At 36.8% G+C, this 20,746-nt stretch carries 16 protein-coding genes; 11 read left to right on the top strand and 5 right to left on the bottom strand.

Translation table 11 applies throughout. The features are described from left to right. Positions 1–153 precede the first annotated feature (153 nt). From V7124_RS24785 to V7124_RS24770, 4 genes are all read right to left on the bottom strand, one after another. Complete coding sequence (locus V7124_RS24785; RefSeq protein ID WP_335494342.1) at positions 154–1,545, bottom strand: NAD-dependent succinate-semialdehyde dehydrogenase; 1,392 nt, start codon at positions 1,543–1,545, stop codon at positions 154–156. An 83-nt stretch (positions 1,546–1,628) separates the two neighbouring features. Continuing rightward, positions 1,629–1,769, bottom strand: coding sequence for a hypothetical protein (locus tag V7124_RS24780; RefSeq protein WP_335494340.1), 141 nt, complete (start codon positions 1,767–1,769; stop codon positions 1,629–1,631). 180 nt (positions 1,770–1,949) lie between these two features. Continuing rightward, a complete protein-coding gene (locus V7124_RS24775) occupies positions 1,950–2,876 on the bottom strand; it encodes a response regulator (protein ID WP_335494338.1) in 927 nt (308 codons plus the stop codon). A 4-nt stretch (positions 2,877–2,880) separates the two neighbouring features. Continuing rightward, the gene (locus tag V7124_RS24770; RefSeq protein WP_335494336.1) at positions 2,881–4,173 is read right to left on the bottom strand and encodes a sensor histidine kinase; all 1,293 of its coding nucleotides are present in this window, start codon (positions 4,171–4,173) and stop codon (positions 2,881–2,883) included. A gap of 283 nt (positions 4,174–4,456) precedes the next feature. On the opposite strand from V7124_RS24770, the gene V7124_RS24765 reads away from it, so the two are divergent. Continuing rightward, complete coding sequence (locus V7124_RS24765) at positions 4,457–5,734, top strand: cation:dicarboxylate symporter family transporter (protein WP_335412662.1); 1,278 nt, start codon at positions 4,457–4,459, stop codon at positions 5,732–5,734. Positions 5,735–5,856: 122 nt separating this feature from the next. Then, a complete protein-coding gene (locus V7124_RS24760) occupies positions 5,857–7,146 on the top strand; it encodes a Glu/Leu/Phe/Val family dehydrogenase (protein WP_420490596.1) in 1,290 nt (429 codons plus the stop codon). 101 nt (positions 7,147–7,247) lie between these two features. Here the strand turns inward: V7124_RS24760 and V7124_RS24755 are convergent, their stop codons facing one another. Continuing rightward, positions 7,248–8,801 carry an ABC-F family ATP-binding cassette domain-containing protein gene (locus V7124_RS24755; RefSeq protein WP_335494333.1) on the bottom strand — a complete coding sequence of 518 codons (1,554 nt, stop codon included), beginning with the start codon at positions 8,799–8,801 and terminating at the stop codon, positions 7,248–7,250. 302 nt (positions 8,802–9,103) lie between these two features. On the opposite strand from V7124_RS24755, the gene V7124_RS24750 reads away from it, so the two are divergent. The 9 genes from V7124_RS24750 to V7124_RS24710 all read left to right on the top strand — a co-directional run bounded on the left by V7124_RS24750 (position 9,104) and on the right by V7124_RS24710 (position 20,705). Further along, the gene (locus tag V7124_RS24750) at positions 9,104–9,493 is read left to right on the top strand and encodes a hypothetical protein (RefSeq protein ID WP_335412658.1); all 390 of its coding nucleotides are present in this window, start codon (positions 9,104–9,106) and stop codon (positions 9,491–9,493) included. Between the two features lie 403 nt (positions 9,494–9,896). After that, positions 9,897–10,955 carry a sugar ABC transporter substrate-binding protein gene (locus V7124_RS24745; protein WP_420490597.1) on the top strand — a complete coding sequence of 353 codons (1,059 nt, stop codon included), beginning with the start codon at positions 9,897–9,899 and terminating at the stop codon, positions 10,953–10,955. Between the two features lie 79 nt (positions 10,956–11,034). Further along, entirely contained in the window at positions 11,035–12,555 is a 1,521-nt protein-coding gene (locus tag V7124_RS24740; protein WP_335494329.1) for a sugar ABC transporter ATP-binding protein, read from the top strand. Between the two features lie 12 nt (positions 12,556–12,567). Further along, positions 12,568–13,743: a sugar ABC transporter permease gene (locus V7124_RS24735; protein WP_335412653.1), complete on the top strand. Its 1,176-nt coding sequence runs from the start codon at positions 12,568–12,570 to the stop codon at positions 13,741–13,743. Positions 13,744–13,878: 135 nt separating this feature from the next. Next, entirely contained in the window at positions 13,879–14,850 is a 972-nt protein-coding gene (locus V7124_RS24730; protein WP_335494326.1) for a sugar ABC transporter substrate-binding protein, read from the top strand. After that, a complete protein-coding gene (locus V7124_RS24725; protein ID WP_335494324.1) occupies positions 14,850–16,289 on the top strand; it encodes a sensor histidine kinase in 1,440 nt (479 codons plus the stop codon). The genes V7124_RS24730 and V7124_RS24725 overlap by 1 nt, the downstream gene beginning before the upstream one ends. Beyond that, positions 16,282–17,823: a response regulator gene (locus V7124_RS24720; protein ID WP_335494322.1), complete on the top strand. Its 1,542-nt coding sequence runs from the start codon at positions 16,282–16,284 to the stop codon at positions 17,821–17,823. The genes V7124_RS24725 and V7124_RS24720 overlap by 8 nt, the downstream gene beginning before the upstream one ends. Before the next feature lie 387 nt (positions 17,824–18,210). Then, entirely contained in the window at positions 18,211–19,284 is a 1,074-nt protein-coding gene (xylF, locus tag V7124_RS24715; protein WP_420489514.1) for a D-xylose ABC transporter substrate-binding protein, read from the top strand. Positions 19,285–19,850: 566 nt separating this feature from the next. After that, on the top strand, positions 19,851–20,705 hold the full coding sequence (locus tag V7124_RS24710) for a malate synthase (protein ID WP_335494320.1): 855 nt from the start codon (positions 19,851–19,853) through the stop codon (positions 20,703–20,705). The last annotated feature ends 41 nt before the right edge of the window (positions 20,706–20,746 follow it).

The raw sequence follows: 20,746 nt of genomic DNA, 5'->3' as shown, positions 1-20,746 counted from the left end.
ACTTTCGGGGGTCACCTCACCATTACACTTGGGTGTTGCCTTTTTTTACGTTTCTTATAACGGATTAACAAAGCTGTATTTAATGTGGGCAGTGCCATTGTGAATTTCCAGTGATTTTATTAATCTTCTTGGCCAGCTTCTAATACCTGTTTTTTAGAAATTTCCAATAGATAGATATTTCGTTTCTAGGTAAGGCTCAATACCTTCAAGACCACCTTCACGACCAATTCCACTTTCCTTCATGCCGCCGAATGGAATATGTGAGCCAGACGGAGCTCCATCATTCCAGCCGACAATCCCAAAGTCGAGATTTTCACTTAGGTAGGTTCCCGTTTTATAATTATTAGTGAAGAAATAGGCTGCCAAACCATATGGCGTACTATTAGCAATCTCTACCGCATCTTCCAGGCTCTTAAAGGTAATAATCGGCGCAACTGGACCAAAGGTTTCCTCATGCATAATGTTCATATTAAGCTTAACATTAGCTAATACGGTAGGGGAGACGAAGAAGTAGCCTTTTTCCCTATCGGCTATGAATTGATTCCCCGCCAATACCTCAGCACCTTTTTCAATAGCATCATTTATTTGATTAATGATTTTGTTGTAGCCTTTTTCATTAATGATTGGTCCAATCTGTGTCCCTTTATCTAGTCCGTTGCCTACTATTAGTTTTTGGGCAGCTTCTGCAAATTCTTTGGAAAAGGTTTTAGCAATCTTTTCATGAACAATGATTCGATTCGCGCAGACACATGTTTGGCCAGCGTTTCGGAACTTTGTTAATAGTGCTTGTTGTACAGCGAAATCAAGGTCCGCATCTTCACAAACGATAAGAGGAGCATGCCCCCCTAATTCCATCGTTACATGTTTTACGGTATCAGCGCTGTTTTTGATTAATAGCTTTCCTATAGGAGTTGAGCCAGTAAAAGTAATTTTTCGTACGTATTCACTGCTTGTAAAAAGTTCCCCAACCTTCGTACCAGAGCCATTCACGTATTGGATAACATCAACAGGTATCCCTGCTTCATGCGCTAGTTCAACTAATTTTATCGTAGTTATCGGAGTTTCGACAGCAGGCTTAACAATGAATGGGCAACCTGCAGCCAAGGCAGGTGCTGCCTTTCTAGTCATCATCGCTGCTGGGAAATTCCATGGCGTAATCGCAGCCACTAAACCAATTGGCTGTTTTGTAACAATGATTCTTTTTGTTTCAGAGGATGCAGGGACGGTTCTTCCATAGATACGTTTTGCTTCTTCTGCATACCAATCAATATAGCTTGTGGCATAATCAACTTCCCCAAGAGATTCACTCAATGGTTTTCCATTTTCCAATGTAATGATTTCAGCTATTTCTGTTTTATTTTCTTGTATGATTCGTGACCAGTTTCTTAATAACCGAGAACGCTCATGAGCATTCACCTTTGCCCATTTTTTAAAGCAGTCATGTCCTTTTTTTAGTTTTTCCTTGATTTCTTCTTCAGAGTTGATTCGGATTTCTTTGATTACTTGACCTGTAGCCGGATTTTTCACTTTTATATAATCGGACATTACTTTCAACCTCCCATAGTTTTTGTATGGACTTTTTGAAACTAGCAAGATGAAACTTTACTGGTTCGGACACTTTTACAATTTTATTCAAAAGCTCTTTCCAATATCGCTAATCCTTTTACAAATTCTTCATCTGTAATCACGAGTGGGGACAAGAAAAGAATAACATTGCTTTTTAATCCAGCACTGAGTAGTAAAAGTCCATTTTCATTTGCATATTTCACAATTTCGGTTGTTTTTGCTTTGTTTGGTTTTTTACTAGAGCGGTATTCAACAATCTCGCATGCTCATTAACAGATAAAATTTTATTCAAAGGATGACCCTGGTTTCGTGAAGGATACTTTCTCGTTTCCAGGGTCTTTTTGTGATTTTTCAGTCTCTATAATTTTTTTTAGGTGAAAGGTTTATTCTTCCATTAGCTGTTGTATTTCAAAATATAGAACCTGAATAAATTTTTTAGTATTTATTCTAATAGGCTCAATTGTTGCAGTTTTTTTGCCTTTTAATTCCTCCATTTTTTGACGGACCGTGTTAAAATCGAAAAACTTAGATGAGTAATTTTCAAACTTTGGATGGCTGAAATCGGTTAGCCCAAGTGATGCCAAACTGTTCAAGGAATGATAAATCGCTCTCCGTACACGTTGTTCCGACGCTTTCATTTCTCTATTTAAATCTGCTTCACTTGCCGATTCTCCAAGCTTTTTCAACGCTATCTCTTTAAATATCTCTTTAATAGCTGGAAACTCAGGAGCAGATGTTTGTTTCTGTTCACAATCATAAAAAAACTGCATAATTTCCATAAGATCTTTGTTACCGCTTTCTCCAGCAATGCCCAGTTCTGAAAGGAGGAAACGCCCAGTAGCGGAAAAAGATCTCTCTTTATGAGATGCTGCATATGGCTTTGGAGAGCCAATATTCATGGCGTTATATAAAGAGCGTTGAATATCATGAATTGATTTTTCCAAACGGATATGATCCTTAACGTTCTTTAAGACCGATAGTACTTCAATTTTATTTATTGGTTTGGTAATATAATTATCGATCCCATATGTATAGGCTTGTCCAATAAGGTCCTTCGATTCAACCTGTGAAATCATAATAACTTTTCCTTTAAAACTCGGTTTGATTTTCTTCACCGTTTCGATACCATCCCGGACAGGCATCAACAGGTCAATTAATAGAATATCAACTTTCCTCATATCTAAAAGCTCAGCGTTAACTTCTGCACCGTCCTCTGCTTCTCCGACAATTTCGCCAAGCTCCTCATCTTCTATAATATGGCTGAGCATGGAACGAATCGATACATCGTCATCTATAATAAAAAATCGCAAGTTATCACCTTTTTTTGGTCAAATTTTCAATCGGAAGACTCAAAATAAAAGTAGTTCCTCTTCCTTCTTCAAGGTTTTCAAGAATTACTTCTCCTTCAAGCTTTTCCACCAGCCCTTTTACAAATGTAAGTCCTATACCTGTCGATGATTTTCCGGTATTATCAAATTTTAAGGTAAACCCAGGTTTAAATATGACATCTTTATATTGATTGGGAATTCCAGGTCCATTATCATGAATACAGATTTCGAGGCACTCTTGTTTTTGATCTACCAGAATCTCAATCCTGCCTGATTCCTTGATGGCCTCCACTGAATTAGCAACAAGGTTATTAACAATAGAAATAAACGTATATACATGATATGGAGGGTGTGAGCCGTTATATGAATAAACGAATTCAATTTTTTTTCCTAATAGATCAGCATACTTTTCATGTGTTCGTACAATGACCGATAAGAGGGATTGGATATCTAAAAAATCAAGAAAATTTTGTTCAGTTATCAATTTCGAAAGGCCAGCCAAAATTCGTTGATTATCTTTTTTGATCTCATGAACCTCACCGGCAATCCTTAAAACTTGTTGTGGAATTCCTTCAAGTGATAATTCTTTTTTTCCATCCTTGATTTCCTGTAATTCCTTGTAAAGGTTATAAGATAGCTTCGTAATCTCCTCCGCATCCTGAACGGATTTTTTCAATAAAATCGTTTCTTCATAGAGATTCGATACGAGCATGATCATATGTTCATTTTGTTTTTGAATTTCTAATTCCCTTAGTGTTGATTCACGCAATTTTATCGTACTAAATAAACCGATTACAAAAAAACTTCGGAAAATGGCAAAGATGATAAGTTTATTTAAGGCATCCATGGTGACTGGTGCTTCAAGGACTGCATTCTCAACGATTAACTCTATTACCCCCGCTGCTAATTCTGTGATAATGCCTAAAAGACCCATCACCCATGGCTGAGTGTTAAAATGATGGATTTTTAATAAATAAAATACAAGTGCGTAGGTGAAATAATAGAAAAAGGATGGGGAATTTATAGATAATGAAGCCAGCCAATCAAAAGGATCCAGAAAGATAAAATCAAGAGTGATCCGAAATAGTAAAACAGAAATTCCTGCAAGCACTCCACATCTAATAGCAGGTACTTTTCTCAGCCCCAACAAAAAGATAAACAGCATCGGAGGACCAAAACTCACCCGATAAAATTCATTAAATGGATAAAATTTTATTTCTCCAGCCAATGGGACCAAAATCATCATTAAAGCCAATAACGTTACTTCTTTTTTTTCCAAAAAACGTTTGTACAATTACACCACAACCTTGTGAAGCAGGGGACGGTTCTCTTGCTTCCAAATAAAGAACGAATAAGAAGCAGATGCTTCCTACGACCAAAAAAAAAATTTTTTGTAGATTTTTGTTAGTTCTTGTAGTTATTATTTTATACTGAATTCACTAACATGTAAACGCTTTCAATGAATCTCGCATTATATTATAGTTTTATTTTAGCGGGAAATCTTTTAGAAAGATAGACTTCTTGTGAATCAATTGTAAAAAATAAGAATAAGGGGTGGTCAAATGAAGAAAATTAGTTTAGCCTGGCAAATTTTAATTGGGCTAATATTAGGTATTGGTGTTGGTGCTGTGTTTTTTGGAAATCCAGATGTTGCAAAATTTTTACAGCCAATAGGGGATATCTTTTTAAGACTAATTAAGATGATTGTTATTCCTATCGTTATTTCCAGCTTAATTGTTGGGGTTGCTGGAGTGGGGGATTCAAAAAAGCTTGGAAAAATCGGTGGGAAAGCGATCATTTATTTTGAAGTTATTACAACTATAGCGATTGTTGTCGGACTATTGTCAGCAAATATTTTCCAGCCAGGTGCTGGAATAGATATGAGTTTATTACAAAAAACAGATATTAATAGTTATGTAGATACGGCTGAAACGGTAGGAAGCCATGGAATGGCTGAAACGTTTGTGAACATTGTCCCGCCAAATATTTTCAAGGCATTTGTTGAAGGGAACATGCTAGCCATTATTTTCTTTTCAGTATTCTTTGGACTTGGACTTACTGCAATAGGTGAAAGAGGAAAACCGATTGTTGCTTTTTTCCAAGGCACGGCTGAAACGATGTTCTGGGTGACAAATCAAGTAATGAAATTTGCCCCATTTGGTGTATTTGCCCTTATTGGAGTAACGGTTTCTAAATTTGGAATCTCATCATTAATTCCATTAGGTAAACTAGTCATTCTCGGTTATGGAACAATGTTATTCTTTGTTGTCGTAGTTTTGGGATTGGTTGCAAAATTTGTTGGTGTGAATATTTTTAGTATCATTCGTTTACTAAAAGATGAGTTAATTCTGGCCTATTCAACTTCATCCTCGGAAACAGTTTTACCAAAACTAATGGAAAAGATGGAAAAATTCGGATGTCCTAAAGCCATTACATCCTTTGTCATTCCAACGGGTTATTCCTTTAACCTGGATGGGTCAACTTTATACCAGGCTTTAGCAGCTATTTTTATTGCACAAATGTATGGTATTGATTTGTCTATTGGAGAACAATTATCATTGATGCTTGTGCTAATGGTGACATCAAAAGGAATAGCAGGTGTTCCAGGAGTTTCGTTTGTTGTACTGCTTGCTACGCTGGGAACAGTAGGCATTCCACTTGAAGGTCTTGCGTTTATCGCAGGTATCGACCGTATTCTCGATATGGCCAGAACAGTTGTTAATGTTATTGGAAATTCATTAGCGGCAGTTGTCATGTCAAAATGGGAAGGCGAGTTTGACAAAGGAAAAGCGAATTCTTATATAGCATCATTAAAGGATACAAAGCAAATAGCTGCTTAACATTTGTGTGCCTTACCCTTAGTACTATAAAAGCTGAGGGTATTGGCATATGGATTTTACAAGAGAAAAATACTAAATTAAATGTTTAGAATATCTACCATTATCGAAGGGGTTGAAGAATTGTGTCTACAAATAGTGTTTTAGAGAAAGAGGCAGCCACTGGTACCAATGAAGAAAAAAATAACATATTAAGGTCAACTCAAACTGTTATTCATCAAGCTTTAGATAAGCTTAAATACCCTGAGGAATTCTATGAGCTCTTAAAGGAACCATTAAGGATGTTGACTGTAAAAATTCCGATTCGAATGGATGATGGTACTGTAAAAATTTTTACCGGCTACCGCGCCCAGCATAACGACGCAGTAGGACCAACAAAGGGAGGAATCAGATTTCATCCAGAGGTAACAGAGGAAGAAGTTAAAGCTCTTTCTATATGGATGAGTTTGAAATGCGGAATCGTTGATATCCCTTATGGCGGCGGAAAAGGCGGGATTATATGTGATCCCCGTGAAATGTCTTTTAGAGAATTAGAAAGGTTAAGCCGTGGGTATGTACGGGCTATCAGTCAAATCGTTGGTCCTACAAAGGATATACCTGCACCTGATGTATTTACAAACTCACAAATTATGGCGTGGATGATGGACGAATTCAGCCGAATTGACGAATTTAATTCTCCCGGCTTTATTACCGGAAAACCGCTTGTTTTAGGAGGTTCTCATGGAAGAGAGTCTGCTACAGCAAGTGGGGTAACGATTTGTATCCGCGAAGCTGCGAAGAAGAAAGGAATTAATCTTGAGGGCGCACGGGTTGTTGTGCAAGGTTTTGGCAACGCTGGAAGCTATTTATCAAAATTCATGCATGATGCCGGAGCCAAAGTAATTGGTATTTCCGATGCATATGGTGCCCTTTATGATCCAAATGGTTTGGATATCGATTATTTGCTTGATCGTCGTGATAGTTTCGGTACCGTTACGAAAATGTTTAGCAATACGATCTCAAATAAGGAATTACTAGAATTGGATTGTGATATCCTTGTTCCTGCTGCTATAGAAAATCAAATTACTGAGGAAAATGCTCATAACATTCGTGCCAGCATTGTTGTTGAAGCTGCGAATGGACCAACTACTTTGGAAGCTACGAGAATTTTGACTGACAGAGGTATTTTACTTGTTCCCGATGTTCTAGCTTCTGCAGGCGGAGTAACGGTTTCCTACTTTGAATGGGTTCAAAATAATCAAGGTTACTACTGGGCAGAGGAAGAAGTGGCAGAAAAGTTGGAAAAGGTAATGGTAAAATCCTTTAATAAAATTTATGATACATCTCAAAATCATATGATTGACATGCGTTTAGCAGCTTATATGGTTGGAGTAAGAAGAATGGCTGAAGCCAGCCGATTTAGAGGATGGATCTAACAGATAATCAAAATAATTAAGCATAAAAAATCTCCCATCACATAGATAGGAGATTTTTTTATATGGAAGCAGGGGACGATTCTCTTACTTCATCTATATATTTAAAACACTTTCGTTGTCCAATCCTCACAATTCCAAATATCAGTCGCGATTTCACGATAGAATTCAGGTTCGTGGGATACCATCAAGATACTTCCGCGATATGCTTTTAAAGCACGCTTTAATTCTTCTTTTGCATCCACATCTAAGTGATTAGTAGGTTCGTCTAAAATTAATAAATTTGTTTCTGTGTTTAAAATTTTACACAAGCGAACTTTGGCTTTTTCGCCTCCAGAAAGGACTTCGATTTTACTTTCAATATGTTTCGATGTTAATCCACATTTTGCAAGAGCAGCACGGACTTCAGCCTGATTCAAACTTGGGAACTCGCTCCAAATCTCTTCAATACAAGTGTTGTAGTTAGACTGTTTCACTTCTTGCTCGAAGTAACCGACGTGTTGATACTCACCGCGTTCCACTTTACCCTCCAGCGGATCAATCAACCCAAGAATACTTTTTAAAAGAGTAGACTTACCAATTCCGTTTGCACCGACGAATGCAATTTTTTGTCCGCGTTCCATTTTTAAATTAAGAGGGCGGGAAAGTGGTTCATTGTAACCAATAACCAGATCTTCAGCCGTGAAAATCCAGCGGCTGGCTGCACGAGCTTCTTTGAAAAGAAACTCTGGTTTCGGTTTCTCTCTCCCCAATTCAATAACTTCCATTTTGTCTAGCTTCTTCTGACGAGACATTGCCATATTACGAGTGGCCACACTTGCCTTGTTACGAGCAACGAAATCCTTCAAATTCGCAATTTCTTGTTGTTGACGTTTGTAAGCAGACTCTAGCTGCTGTTTCTTCATTTCATGAATATTTAGGAAGTTATCATAGTCACCAACATAGCGATTTAACTCTTGGTTTTCCATGTGATAAATCAAGTTAACAACATTATTTAAGAATGGAATATCATGTGAAATCAAGATAAATGCATTCTCATATTCTTGCAGGTAGCGCTTCAGCCATTCGATATGCTGTTCATCCAAATAATTCGTAGGCTCGTCCAGTAATAGGATTTCAGGCTTTTCTAGCAAAAGCTTAGCAAGCAAGACTTTCGTACGCTGCCCGCCGCTAAGATCATCTACATCCCGGTCGAGTCCAACATCGTCTAATCCTAGACCACGAGCTACTTCCTCAACTTTTGCATTAATTTGATAGAAATCATTACTATCTAACGTTTCTTGTAGCTCTCCAACTTCTGCAAGTAAGGCATCGATATCAGCACCTTCATCACCCATTTTTGCATAAAGTTCATTGATCTCTGCCTCAGCATCAAAAAGATATTGAAAAGCAGTACTCAAAGCGTCACGCATTGTCGTACCTTTTTGAAGTACCGCATGCTGATCCAAATAACCTACACGAACTTTTCGTGACCACTCCACTTTCCCCTCGTCGGGTTGCAGTTTCCCAGTCACAATATTCATGAAAGTAGACTTACCCTCACCATTTGCTCCGACTAGTCCAACGTGCTCTCCTTTTAAAAGTCGAAAAGACACATTATTAAAAATCGCACGATCACCGAAACCGTGGCTTAAATTTTTTACGTTTAATACGCTCATTTTCTTAACCCCTTATTTAATATCACATGTGGATATCTTACTAGATTTAGACTAGATTTTCTACTTGAAGTTTTTTCTTGTGCAAAATGTAAATCGATTTTTGGGCTAAATTGAAGTCTGCCCCTTATTAATTAAATGAGATACTTGGGTATATAACAATTATATGCAAAGATGAATTTAACCAATGTAATAAAGTGAAAAAAGAACAAGTATCATAGAATCAATTGTTTTAGTGGGGCTATTCTTTTTTGGTAAACTAAGAATGGTTGGCCATACTCTTGTTGAAAATAGGAGGTAAGTATATGAACGAATTACAATTATTTAGTGAACTACATAAATTCTTAAATAGTCTAGGTGCAATGGAGTATACCCTTGCACCCAAGACTTTAACCTTAGGATATAAACCCCGCCGTTTCGGTGTAAAAAGTTCAAAGTTTGCCACTTTATATGGAGAAAAAAACTATAACTGTTTAATACTTCATGTCGATCCAGGTAACAAAGACTCTATTAGAGGAGAAATGATTCAAAAGGAAGTTCAGAAACTCCTACATTTTAATATCAAAGAAATAAGAGGTTTTGCTTTAAAAAAACATGAAGTTTATATTCCATTTGAAGTGATTGACACAAAAGAAAAATTAGTAGAATTAAAAGATTTTGTTCGCAGGCAGTTTATATCTATTGTTCGCAGGTGATCCAAAGATCCAGGAGGCTGTTCCTATCCTGTTATTACACAGAGGTTATGGGTTTTAAGAATATAGTAGAAACGTAAAGAGCTGAACCAATTCTTATAAACTGGATTTTAAAGCCGCATTCAAGGCATGAGCATGGTATTCATCGAGCTCGTGCTTTTTTGTTGTCTAAAAGATGAGGAACTTTCTGTAGTGGTTTAAAAAAGACTACTCTTTTCATTATTTTAGAAATGATAAAAAAGTATAGAAGATAATAAAAGATTACCCTATGTTAGCGTTTTCATAGAATATAAACCGCTATATGATGAACATGTAGTAATTAATTTAATATTAAAAGGAGGAAATTTTAGTGAAAAAGGTTTGGAGATTATTTTCTTTATTAATCATAGCGACATTGTTAACTGGTATGTTAGCAGCATGTGGTAGTGGTAAAACGGGTGGAAGCAGCAAGGTGAGTGTAGGAATTGTTCTACCAACAAAAGATGAGCCAAGATGGGTACAGGATGAGAAACGGTTCAAAGATGCACTAGCTGATTCTAAATACACGACTGAAATCTTATTTAGCCAAGGTTCTTCTGCAAAGGAAAAAGAAAACGTAGAAACTCTACTTAACAAAGGAATTAAAGTATTAATTATTGCTCCTCACGATGGTGCAGCAGCTGGGGCGGCAGTTGAAGCAGCGAAAAAAGAAGGTGTAACAGTTATTTCTTATGACCGTTTAATTACTGAAACGGATGCAGTTGATTATTATGTAACATTTGATAGTGTGGCAGTAGGTGCTGCTCAAGGCCAATATTTAATTGATAATGCCAAAGGTAAAAACGTTCCATTATACCTTTATGCAGGTGCTGCTTCTGATAATAACGCATTTTTATTCTTCGAAGGTGCTTGGAAAGTGCTTCAACCTAAAATTGCAGACGGTACTTTTGTAATCGCTAACTCTAGTGAAGCTGTGGCATTAAAAGATAAGAAAGAACTTACTCGTGATCAATTAGGAAAAATTTTAGGTCAGGTTACAACAAACTGGGAACCAAGTGAAGCGATAAATAAGGCTCAAACACATTTAACAGGAGCTGCTGCTAACTTAAAAGGTGATATAGCGATTTTAGCTCCAAACGATGGAACGGCCCGTTCTATTTCTGATGTTTTCGGATCTGACTCTGACATTTCTAGTTTCATTATTTCAGGTCAAGATGCTGAGAAAGCTTCTATTCAATATATCATTGACGGCAAGCAATCGATGACAGTATTTAAAGATGTTCGTACACTAGTTTCTGACGCAATGGGTATGGCTATTGACATTTTAGATGGTAAAACACCTTCTACAACTGGTGCTTACAACAATGGAAAAATTGATGTAAAAGCTAAACAAACAAACGTAATTGTTGTAGACCAAGAGAATGTTAAGAAAGAACTAATTGATTCAAAATACTACGAAGCTAGCGAGTTTAAAGGACTAAAATAAAAAAATGCTGCGTGATAGTAATCAATCCGGATTACTATCACGCACTTATTATAGCTGTTTTGTTTGGAGGGAATCGCAGATGAGCGAATATATTCTAGAGATGAACCAAATTTCAAAGGAGTTTACAGGAGTTAAAGCGCTTGACAATGTCACTTTTAAAGTAAAGAAGGGTGAAATTCACTGCTTAGTTGGAGAGAACGGAGCTGGAAAGTCCACGCTGATGAAAGTACTTAGTGGTGTTTATCCTTATGGAACTTATGAAGGAGATATTGTTTACGAAGGTAAGGTACAACAATTTAATAAAATTAACGATAGTGTGAATGCAGGTATCGTTATCATTTACCAGGAGTTAGCTTTATTTCCTGATCTTACTGTCTATGAAAATATATTTGCTGGCAATGAAATCAAGCAAGGAGCTTTAATTGATTGGAACAAAACTATTGTTGAAGCAAAAAAAATACTAGAAAAAGTAAACCTCGATATTAACCCGGAGACACTCGTTAAAGACTTAGGTGTGGGAAAACGTCAGTTAATTGAAATTGCCAAAGCGTTAAGTAAAGATGTAAAGCTTCTCATTCTAGATGAGCCGACTGCAGCTTTAAATGAAGACGACAGTGAAAATTTATTAAAATTACTAGATGGTTTAAGAAAACAAGGGATTACCTGTATTATGATTTCTCATAAATTGAAGGAAGTTATTTCGATTGCGAATAGCGCGACCGTTATTCGGGATGGGCAAACGATTGTAACACTTGATAGCTCCAAAGGTGAAATAACAGAAAACACGATAATAAAAAAAATGGTAGGACGCGAAATTCAAGATATTTATCCAAAACGTGCCAGGAAATCATTTGAAGAAAAGGTGCTAGAGCTAAAGAATTGGTCTGCTTATGACCAAAACCTTGGGAGATATGTTGTAAAAAATGCAAATCTAAACGTTAGAAAAGGTGAAATTATTGGTTTGGCAGGCTTAATGGGCTCTGGCCGAACGGAACTTGCTCTTAGTATCTTTGGAAATGCGAAATCATATAAATTGCAAGGTGACTTACTGTTGGATGGAATGCCAAAAGTATTGAAACATACAAGTGATGCAATAAAAGCTGGAATCGCGTACGTTACCGAAGATCGTAAGGGAGATGGGTTGTTTTTACTACAAGATATTAAAAGCAATATTTCTGCCGCTAATTTACATGGAATTGCAACCAACGGCGTGATTAATGACAACGAAGAGATTAAAGTAGCTGATGATTATAAAACATCATTACACATTAAAGCTGCTTCTTTAGAACAGCTTGTTGGCAAATTAAGCGGTGGTAACCAACAAAAAGTTTCGCTAGGTAAGTGGCTGTTTGTTGGCCCTAAACTCCTAATATTAGATGAACCTACTCGTGGTATTGATGTAGGAGCAAAATTTGAAATTTATACGGTGATGACCAAGCTGATTGAAGAAGGTATGAGTATTATTATGATTTCTTCAGAGCTAGGGGAAGTATTGGGAATGAGTGACAGAATCTATGTCATGGCCGAGGGAGAAATTAAAGGCGAATTGCCAATAGAAGAAGCCGATCAAGAAAAAATAATGCAACTTGCAACGCAATAGGAGGTTAAACCAATGACTTTAATAAATGACGTGAAAACGTTAATTAGTAAAAATATTCGTGATTACGGGATGTACATTGCCTTATTTGTCATCTTTCTTATCTTTACTATTTTAACAGATGGCTTATTTATTTCCTCTCGTAATATTAGTAACTTACTAGATTCTGCTGGTTATATTGCAGTTCTTGCTGTCGGTGTTATGCTGGTCATTGTCATTCGACATATTGACTTGTCCATCGGATTTTTAGCAGGATTCCTTGGGGCAATTGCAGCTATACTTCTGATGCAATATGGTTTCCCTGTTTATATCGTTATTCCAATTATTCTCGTACTTGGAACGATTGCTGGTTTGCTTACAGGCTTTCTTGTTGCAAAAGTAGGAATTCCTGCCTTCGTAGCTACACTAGCTGGTTGGTTAATCTATCGTGGTGCAATCCTGCAAGTAACATCGAAGTCTGGTACAATCATCGTTCAAAATGATACTTTTAATGCCATCGGGAATGGATTTATTCCTTCAATTATGCAAATTAGTGGATTACATTTACTTTCTTTATTAATTGGTGTTATTGGTATAGTATTTTACAATTATAGTGCAATATCCAATCGTCGTAACAAAATTAAGTATAATTTCGAAGTAGTTTCGAAGCAGATTTTTATCCTACAACTTGTGTTCGTATCAGCTATTATTGCTGCAATCACATGGATTTTAGCTGACTATAATGGTTTTTCTTGGACCGTTATCATCATCTTATTAGTTGTTCTTATCTATCATTTCTTCACAACAAAGACAATTCTGGGCAGACACATTTATGCAGTCGGAAGTAATCCAGAAGCGGCACATTTAAGTGGGATTAACGTTAGCAAGATTACGTATATAGTCTTCGGTTCAATGGGGCTGCTATCTGCTTTATCAGGGATACTCTTTACATCTCGACTACAATCGGCAACGACCACAGCTGGTACACTATTCGAGCTTGATGCAATCGCAGCTGCTTACGTTGGCGGTGTATCTTCAGCTGGAGGGGTCGGGAAAGTAACAGGTGCCATTATCGGAGCCATCGTAATGGCATCCTTAACGAGTGGGATGAACTTACTAGGTGTAGGAATTTCCTATCAATATATGATTAAAGGTGGCGTATTAGCCTTAGCCGTAATCTTCGATGTTATGACAAGAAGAAAAGGAAGTTAATTATATGGTAGCAAGCTGGCTTTCACCAAATGGAGGAAGCCTTTTTCCTTATTTAATAATAGTGCAGTTTCTTTCCTAGGCTGATAGAATCAAATTATATAAAAAAAGAAAAAGAGAGAAAGGGAGAGAAGGTTGATGAAAAAATATATGTATATCTTACTAGGCATCGTATTTGTCTCCCTTTGTTATCTAATTTTCGTCTCAGCCAACATTGTCTTTACCAATGACCTAGGCTTACCTAAAGCCAAAAAGCAAACAAACTCTCAATATCGATTGGTCCTCATCACAAGAGACATGGATACTGTGTTTTGGAATAAAGTGGGTATTGGCGCATTGAGACAGGCAGAGAAAGAAGGAGCTAGCTTAGAGATATGGGGAAGCTTCAGCAATAATCCAGAAGAATTTCTAAAAAAATTAGAACTCGCTATTCATTCCAAAGTAGATGGAATTATTGTACAAGGGCTCGATACAGATGAATTTAAAGAGCTGACGAAAGTAAAGGCATCGTTTAATGGTATCCCAATTATTACCTTAGCAAATGATGTACCAATGAAGGAAAGTCTAAGAAGAACATATGTCGGGTCCAATCAATTTCAGGCTGGAGAATTAATTGCAAGGAAACTGTTGGAGGATATGGGGGAGAAAGGAAAAGTGGTACTCCTTTCTGATAGCCATCAAGAGCATTACCAGAGAGAGCGAATTGAGGGTATCAATGCCACGTTAAACTCGTATCCAAATATAAAGAGGCTATATGCGGAAACATCAGAGTCAAGAGGTCAAGTCATCTCTACTGTGAGGGACATGTTAAATCAAATGCCAGATGTGAATGCATTTATCGCTGTAAACGCGAATATGATAGGTCCGATGGTACAGGAAATAGGGAAGAGGTCTCAGGTTGAGCCTTATTTTATTTATACCTTTGATGATGGACCGGAATCGTTACCGCTTTTAGAGGAAGGGAAAATTGACGGTGTCATTGAGCAAGATCCAGAAAAAATGGGCGAAGTGAGTGTACAAAAACTTATTAATTGGCTTAACGGAGAGACTGTTCCCCTTGATATTAACGGTTACTTCACAAAAATTCGTATATTGAAGGACGAGCAGTAATGATTAGTATACAAAGAAAAATATTAACGCTTACAACTGTTGTCATCGTCATTATGTCCATCATATGGATTACGCTAACCATCTACAATTATAAAACACAAGTAAAATACAATCATGTATTAAACCGTTTCTTAGTATTAAATGATGTTTCAAGTTCTAGTAATCAAGTAATTACAGACTTAAGTAACTATATAATCCATTCCACACCAGAAAACTTACAGAAATTAGAGAGTAGCAAAAAGGTAATGGAATCAGCAAGAAATGAAGTATTTAATGTTAGAAATGAAGAAAACGATTTTACGTTAACAAACTACATTAACTTAATGGGTAGTTTGCTCGAAACAACTGATCGATTGATGGGACTTGAACGAGATTCGGAGGCAGCGGTAAACGATCTTGCTGAAACATCACGTATTGGCAACTATATTTCCGATATGACCCTCACGTTAATCGATATGGAGCTTAAAACACATGAACCGTTTTATCGGGGAATTATGGAGCAATCGATTGAATTAGTGAAGCTTGGCATATGGATGATTCTATTAACTTCTTTATTACTTTTATTGGCTACCTACTGGTTCTCCTTAAGCATTACAAGACCAGTCCAACAATTAACAGAGGCTGCGAGTGAATTATCAAAAGGTAGATTTGATAAAGAAATAACAGTCAAAACAAATGATGAAATTTCCTTTCTTGCTAAAACATTTGATCATATGCGATCGAATATTAATAACCTAATTCAGCAAATAAAGGAAACGGCAAAGTTAGAACACGAGCTTCAACAAAATAAAATATTGCTTCAAGAAAGTCATTTTCGCAGTTTACAAAGTCAAATTAATCCGCATTTCTTGTTTAATACACTAAATACGCTTTCGAAAAAAGCGTATTTAGAAGGGTCTGAGGAAATTAGTGATTTGCTCGTTAGTGTGGCAGACCTGTTACGGTATAATTTAAAGCAAATTGACAGGTCCGTTACATTAAGGGATGAATTGATGATTGTGGAGCAATATATGGAGATTCAAAAGACACGTTTCATGGATAGACTTCAACTACACTTAGAAATTGATGAATCAAGTATAGACGTAGCAATTCCTGCGCTCACTCTACAGCCGATAATTGAGAATGCTGTCATTCATGCTGTAGAACCTAGTATAGATGGTGGTGCCATTTCTATCCGTGTGATAAATAAGGATGAATATGTGATGGTTCAGATTGAGGATGACGGAACGGGCATGTCTGAGGAGAAAATCACTCAAATCCTATTGGAACGTCAAGTGCAAATAGAAGGTCATTCAACAGGAATAGGGTTTAGTAACGTTGTCAAGCGTTTGCGTCTTTTTTATGAGAGGGACGATGTTATTACGATTGAAAGTACATTAGGTAGCGGCACGGCTGTCTTATTAAAAATTCCAAGACAAAGAGGTGAGAAACATGATTAAGCTCTTAATTGTGGATGATGAACAAATAGAACGGGAAGGGATGAAAACCATTTTAGATAGATCTTTCCCGGATCTAATTGTAGAACAAGCAAATAACGGGTATAAGGCTGTAGAGCTAGCGTCAAGCTTTGAACCAGATTTAGTGTTAATGGATATTCAAATGCCCGGGATGAATGGTTTGGAAGCAGTAGAGGAGATTCTTGTAGATTATCCTCATATTAAATTCATTATGGTAACAGCATTTGATACGTTTAATTATGTGCAGTCAGCCTTAAAACTTGGAGCAAAAGATTATATTTTAAAACCAAGTAAGGTGAGTGAAATTAGAGCAACGGTTGGAAAGGTTTTGAAGGAAATAGAAGAGGAAAGGGAATTGCAAGCTGAAAGTAACACGCAACGAGAAATGCTTCAAAGAACGTTAGCTCTCGTTGAAACAGATATTGTCACACAATTACTGTTTGATCATGTACATGAAGTTCACTTGAGTATGCTTATGGAAATGCTTGATATTCGCGCTACAAGTGAGGTTTTTGTCATGAACGTAGTGGTACCAACTGGAATGGAACATCTCTATACTCGGATAAAAGAAAAAGTTAGGAAAACGAAAAGTGGATGGATGGGCGCCTTATACGATGGACAGTTACCTATTATTATTTTCCGAGAAGAGGGCCAATCCTATCGCACTCAAGCGATTTCTCTAGCAAGAGACATTTTATTAGTAGGAAACGCTGAACAGAAAGCGGGTTGGTTCATTGGTATAGGGAATGATTGCAGTTCCTTAGAGGAAATACGTCAATCTTATCAAGAAGCTAGTATTGCTTCTAGCAATACGACACTTCCTGTAAAATATCGATTATATCAAGATATACCTGTATTAAAAGGAACAGACAGTTGGCAACGGGCAAAGAATTTAAAAAAAGAGTTTTCAGACCAGGTACGTTTGAGACAGTGGGACCAAATTAAATCGAACATAAGTCATCTTATTCAAGCGTACGAGATGGAAGACGTACAAATGCAACAAGCACAACAATTAGTATTAGATGTGTTATGGTCACTCTGGTCGATTATGGGCGAAATGGGGATTGAGACGGCAACCCCGATCTACAATTATCAGGCACCAAACTACCGGCAATTACGTTCTGAAACTACCAATCTACTAATAGATATAAAAAATTCTTATGATAATCATTTTAAAAATTTGGAAGCGAATACAATTCATCAAATTAAACAATATATTATGGAAAACTCTCAACAGAATATATCACTAGAAACGCTTAGCAATAAAGTAGGGTTAAGTCCAATTTATATTAGTAAATTGTTTAAAGAAAAGCTAGGCATTAATTATATTGATTTTTTAACAGAATGCCGTATTGAAAAGGCGAAGAAAATGCTAGCAGATCCAGAGAAGAGTATTAAGGAAATTACATTAGAAGTTGGCTATCATGAACCAAATTACTTTAGCAAAGTATTCAAAAAAATGTGTAATAGTACACCAAGAGAGTTTCGGAAAACACTCCTTGGATTAAAAGATTAGGCTCAAAATATATTTAAAAAGGCTATTTTCGCAAACTTTGTTGTTTTGGAATATGGGTTTGATCAGATTAGGTACTAGTCTGATTCCCATTCCCATGTTTTTTCGTATTCAACGGTAACCAGAAGGTTCATCTGATTCCCTTTGGCATGATTTTTCCGGTTCAACGGTAACCAGAAGGTTCATCTGATTCCCTTTGGCATGATTTTTCCGGTTCAACGGTAATCAGAAGGTGCATCTGATTCCCTCTAGCATGATTTTTCAGGATTTGCGGTAATCAGATGGCTTGTTCATTCCATTAAATTTCGGACATTTATGAAAAGCAACAAACTTTTAGAAAAGAGTCATTAAAAAAAATCGAAAAAATAGACGAAGGGAGGGAGAAAACTTTTGATAAGAAATATAAAGAAAGTAGCGCGATTAATTTTTATTTTCCTTTTAATGTTTTTGGTAGCATGTGAAGGAAATGTTTCTCCAAAACCGATAGAAAGTAGAGAACCGAAACAAGAACTGATTTCACCTGATGAAGATAGGATTAAAATCGGATTTTCGATGGACACATTGGAAGAGGAACGCTGGCCAAGGGATAGAGATTTATTTAAAGAAGCGGTGGAGGCTTTAGGAGCTGAAGTCGTGATACGAGAAGCAAAGGGTGATGATGCCCTACAAATCGTACAGGCAGAAAGGTTAATAAGCGAAGGAATTGACTTACTTGTTATTGTTCCGCATAACGCAGAGGCTGTAGCAACCATCGTCAACAAAGCTCATTCTGCTGGGATTAAAGTGATCTCTTATGACCGTTTAGTAAAGAACTCCTCTGTCGATTTATATATTTCTTTTGACAATGAGGTAGTTGGGGAACTGCAAGCACAAGCGATTACAAAGTTAGTGCCCAAAGGGAAGTATGTATATATTGGTGGGGCAAGTACAGACAACAATGCTCATTTATTAAAAAAAGGTGTGTTTAATGTCCTTCAGCCATTAATAAATAGTGGGGATATACAGATTGTATATGATCAATGGACTGAAAATTGGGCTCCTGAAAACGCACGCGCCTACATGGAAGCTGCCTTGAAAATAAATGAAAATGAGATAGATGCTGTTATCGCTGCAAATGATGGAACAGCTGGTGGGGTAATTGAAGCAATAGCAGCACAAGGGCTAACAGGGAAAATTCCTGTTGCCGGCCAAGATGCCGATTTAGCTGCAGTCCAGCGTATTCTAAAAGGAAAACAAACAATGACCATATACAAGCCAATTAAAACATTAGCGTATGAAGCAGCAAAAGTAGCGATCAAAATGGCGAAAGGAGAAACCATTCCAACGGATAGAAAAGTTAACAACGGTAAATTGGAAATTCCATCCCTCCTCCTTTCGCCAATTGCAGTGGATAAAAATAATATGGATGAAACCATTATTGCGGATGGGTTTCATTCAAAAGATGAGGTATATATGCAGAGGTAATGACACAACGAGAGAACGGTCAAACGGATGATGGCTTTTTCATCGTGTTCCACTATGGAGAAAAACGGGTAGGGTAAAATCGGAAGGGATGTTTAGTGATATACAGAAGGAATAATGGAAAATTGAGTGGGGAATGAAAATTTCTAAAATGACTGCACAAAAAGAAGAAGCAGGTTTCCGATAAGGGACTAACCTGCTTCTATTTAATGTAGTGCTGGTTCGGGCTGTTTCATTAGCTTTGGAGGCCATTATTCCATAGTAATTCCAATGGAGTACAGAGAACAAAACTTCATTTTACCTTACGATAAAATATCTTGTCAACAAGAAATTTGTGTTATTATCAAAAAAATGTTATAATAATCTTACAATTGTTTTTTTATCGTATTCCGACTCCTGCTGTATTTTTTTTGCAGATAGAAGGATGGATACGTTTTTTTAATATCCTTCTTAAACTGAAGAGGAATTCAAACAGTTGTGTGAACTTTAAAAGGTAAGTTAGTTGAATAAAATTATCAATTTACTATCTAACAGTAACCGAGTTTTTATTCCACAAGGAGGCCTACATAATGAATCTAATCAATAAGAAAGTTACACACGAGCGTTTTGGCATGGGGAGTATAGTTGACCATAATGATTCTAGTATTGAAATACATTTCGCATCGGAAAATAAAAAGTTTGTTTTCCCAGATGTATTTGGAAAGCACCTAAAATTGCATGATAAAAATGTTGCTAATTTACTTGAAACAATTATGCAAAAAAAGGAAATGGAACAAAAAGAAGAAGAAATGAAGAAGGAAGAGGAAAAAAAACTACAACGAAAAAACCAGGAACTTCGCTTGGAACATGAAAAACTTATGAAAAATCATAAACTTCATCCCGAATCACAAATGGTTTTTTGGTGTGATACAGAAGAACAGAATCGTTCTTTTTCAGAGTGGAACGTTTTTTCAGGCGTAATAAAAAGTGGTAATAACAAGGGGAAGCCAAACAAACCCATCCGCTTGCACCAAAATAGCGCTGTCCTGTTAACAGCAATAGATTCCGGCATGCCTGAAAAAGACAGACGTATCTTAGGTGTTTATATGGTGAATGAAGATTTTATCGGTAAGCTTTGTGAAGATGGATATATTCCTGCTCATTCAGAATACAGACTCCAACTTACAGAACAGGAATCGGATCAGATGCTTTTCTGGAAATATTATGTAAATGAGAAATTCCCTCAAAAAATGACATGGAATACAGGGAAATACCGTTATTTTGATAATTCATGGATGGCTCAAATTTTGCATGATATCGTTTCGTTGAAAAGTGACCCACAGGAACGAGAGCTGGCACAACAATTTTTTGAACATTATTGTAAAATGAATCAGATAACAGATCAAGAGCTATCAAAGCCGAATGGCGCATTAATGCGTATTTAGCCATTAGCTCAAAGATGTTTATAGGGGATTATGGCTTTGGG

This window comes from Neobacillus niacini (assembly GCF_036961885.1).
Taxonomy (GTDB): Bacteria; Bacillota; Bacilli; order Bacillales; family Cytobacillaceae; genus Neobacillus; species Neobacillus niacini_H.
Note: the sequence above shows the minus strand (reverse complement) of the source record. Positions and strands in the feature narration are given on the sequence as shown.

Coding starts and splice junctions, on each gene's coding strand:
- V7124_RS24740 (WP_335494329.1), top strand. CDS start 11,035: ATGAGCGAATATATTCTAGAGATGAACCAAATTTCAAAGGAGTTTACA.
- V7124_RS24785 (WP_335494342.1), bottom strand. CDS start 1,545: ATGTCCGATTATATAAAAGTGAAAAATCCGGCTACAGGTCAAGTAATC.
- V7124_RS24720 (WP_335494322.1), top strand. CDS start 16,282: ATGATTAAGCTCTTAATTGTGGATGATGAACAAATAGAACGGGAAGGG.
- V7124_RS24725 (WP_335494324.1), top strand. CDS start 14,850: ATGATTAGTATACAAAGAAAAATATTAACGCTTACAACTGTTGTCATC.
- V7124_RS24745 (WP_420490597.1), top strand. CDS start 9,897: ATGTTAGCAGCATGTGGTAGTGGTAAAACGGGTGGAAGCAGCAAGGTG.
- V7124_RS24710 (WP_335494320.1), top strand. CDS start 19,851: ATGAATCTAATCAATAAGAAAGTTACACACGAGCGTTTTGGCATGGGG.
- V7124_RS24755 (WP_335494333.1), bottom strand. CDS start 8,801: ATGAGCGTATTAAACGTAAAAAATTTAAGCCACGGTTTCGGTGATCGT.
- V7124_RS24735 (WP_335412653.1), top strand. CDS start 12,568: ATGACTTTAATAAATGACGTGAAAACGTTAATTAGTAAAAATATTCGT.
- V7124_RS24730 (WP_335494326.1), top strand. CDS start 13,879: ATGAAAAAATATATGTATATCTTACTAGGCATCGTATTTGTCTCCCTT.
- V7124_RS24750 (WP_335412658.1), top strand. CDS start 9,104: ATGAACGAATTACAATTATTTAGTGAACTACATAAATTCTTAAATAGT.
- V7124_RS24765 (WP_335412662.1), top strand. CDS start 4,457: ATGAAGAAAATTAGTTTAGCCTGGCAAATTTTAATTGGGCTAATATTA.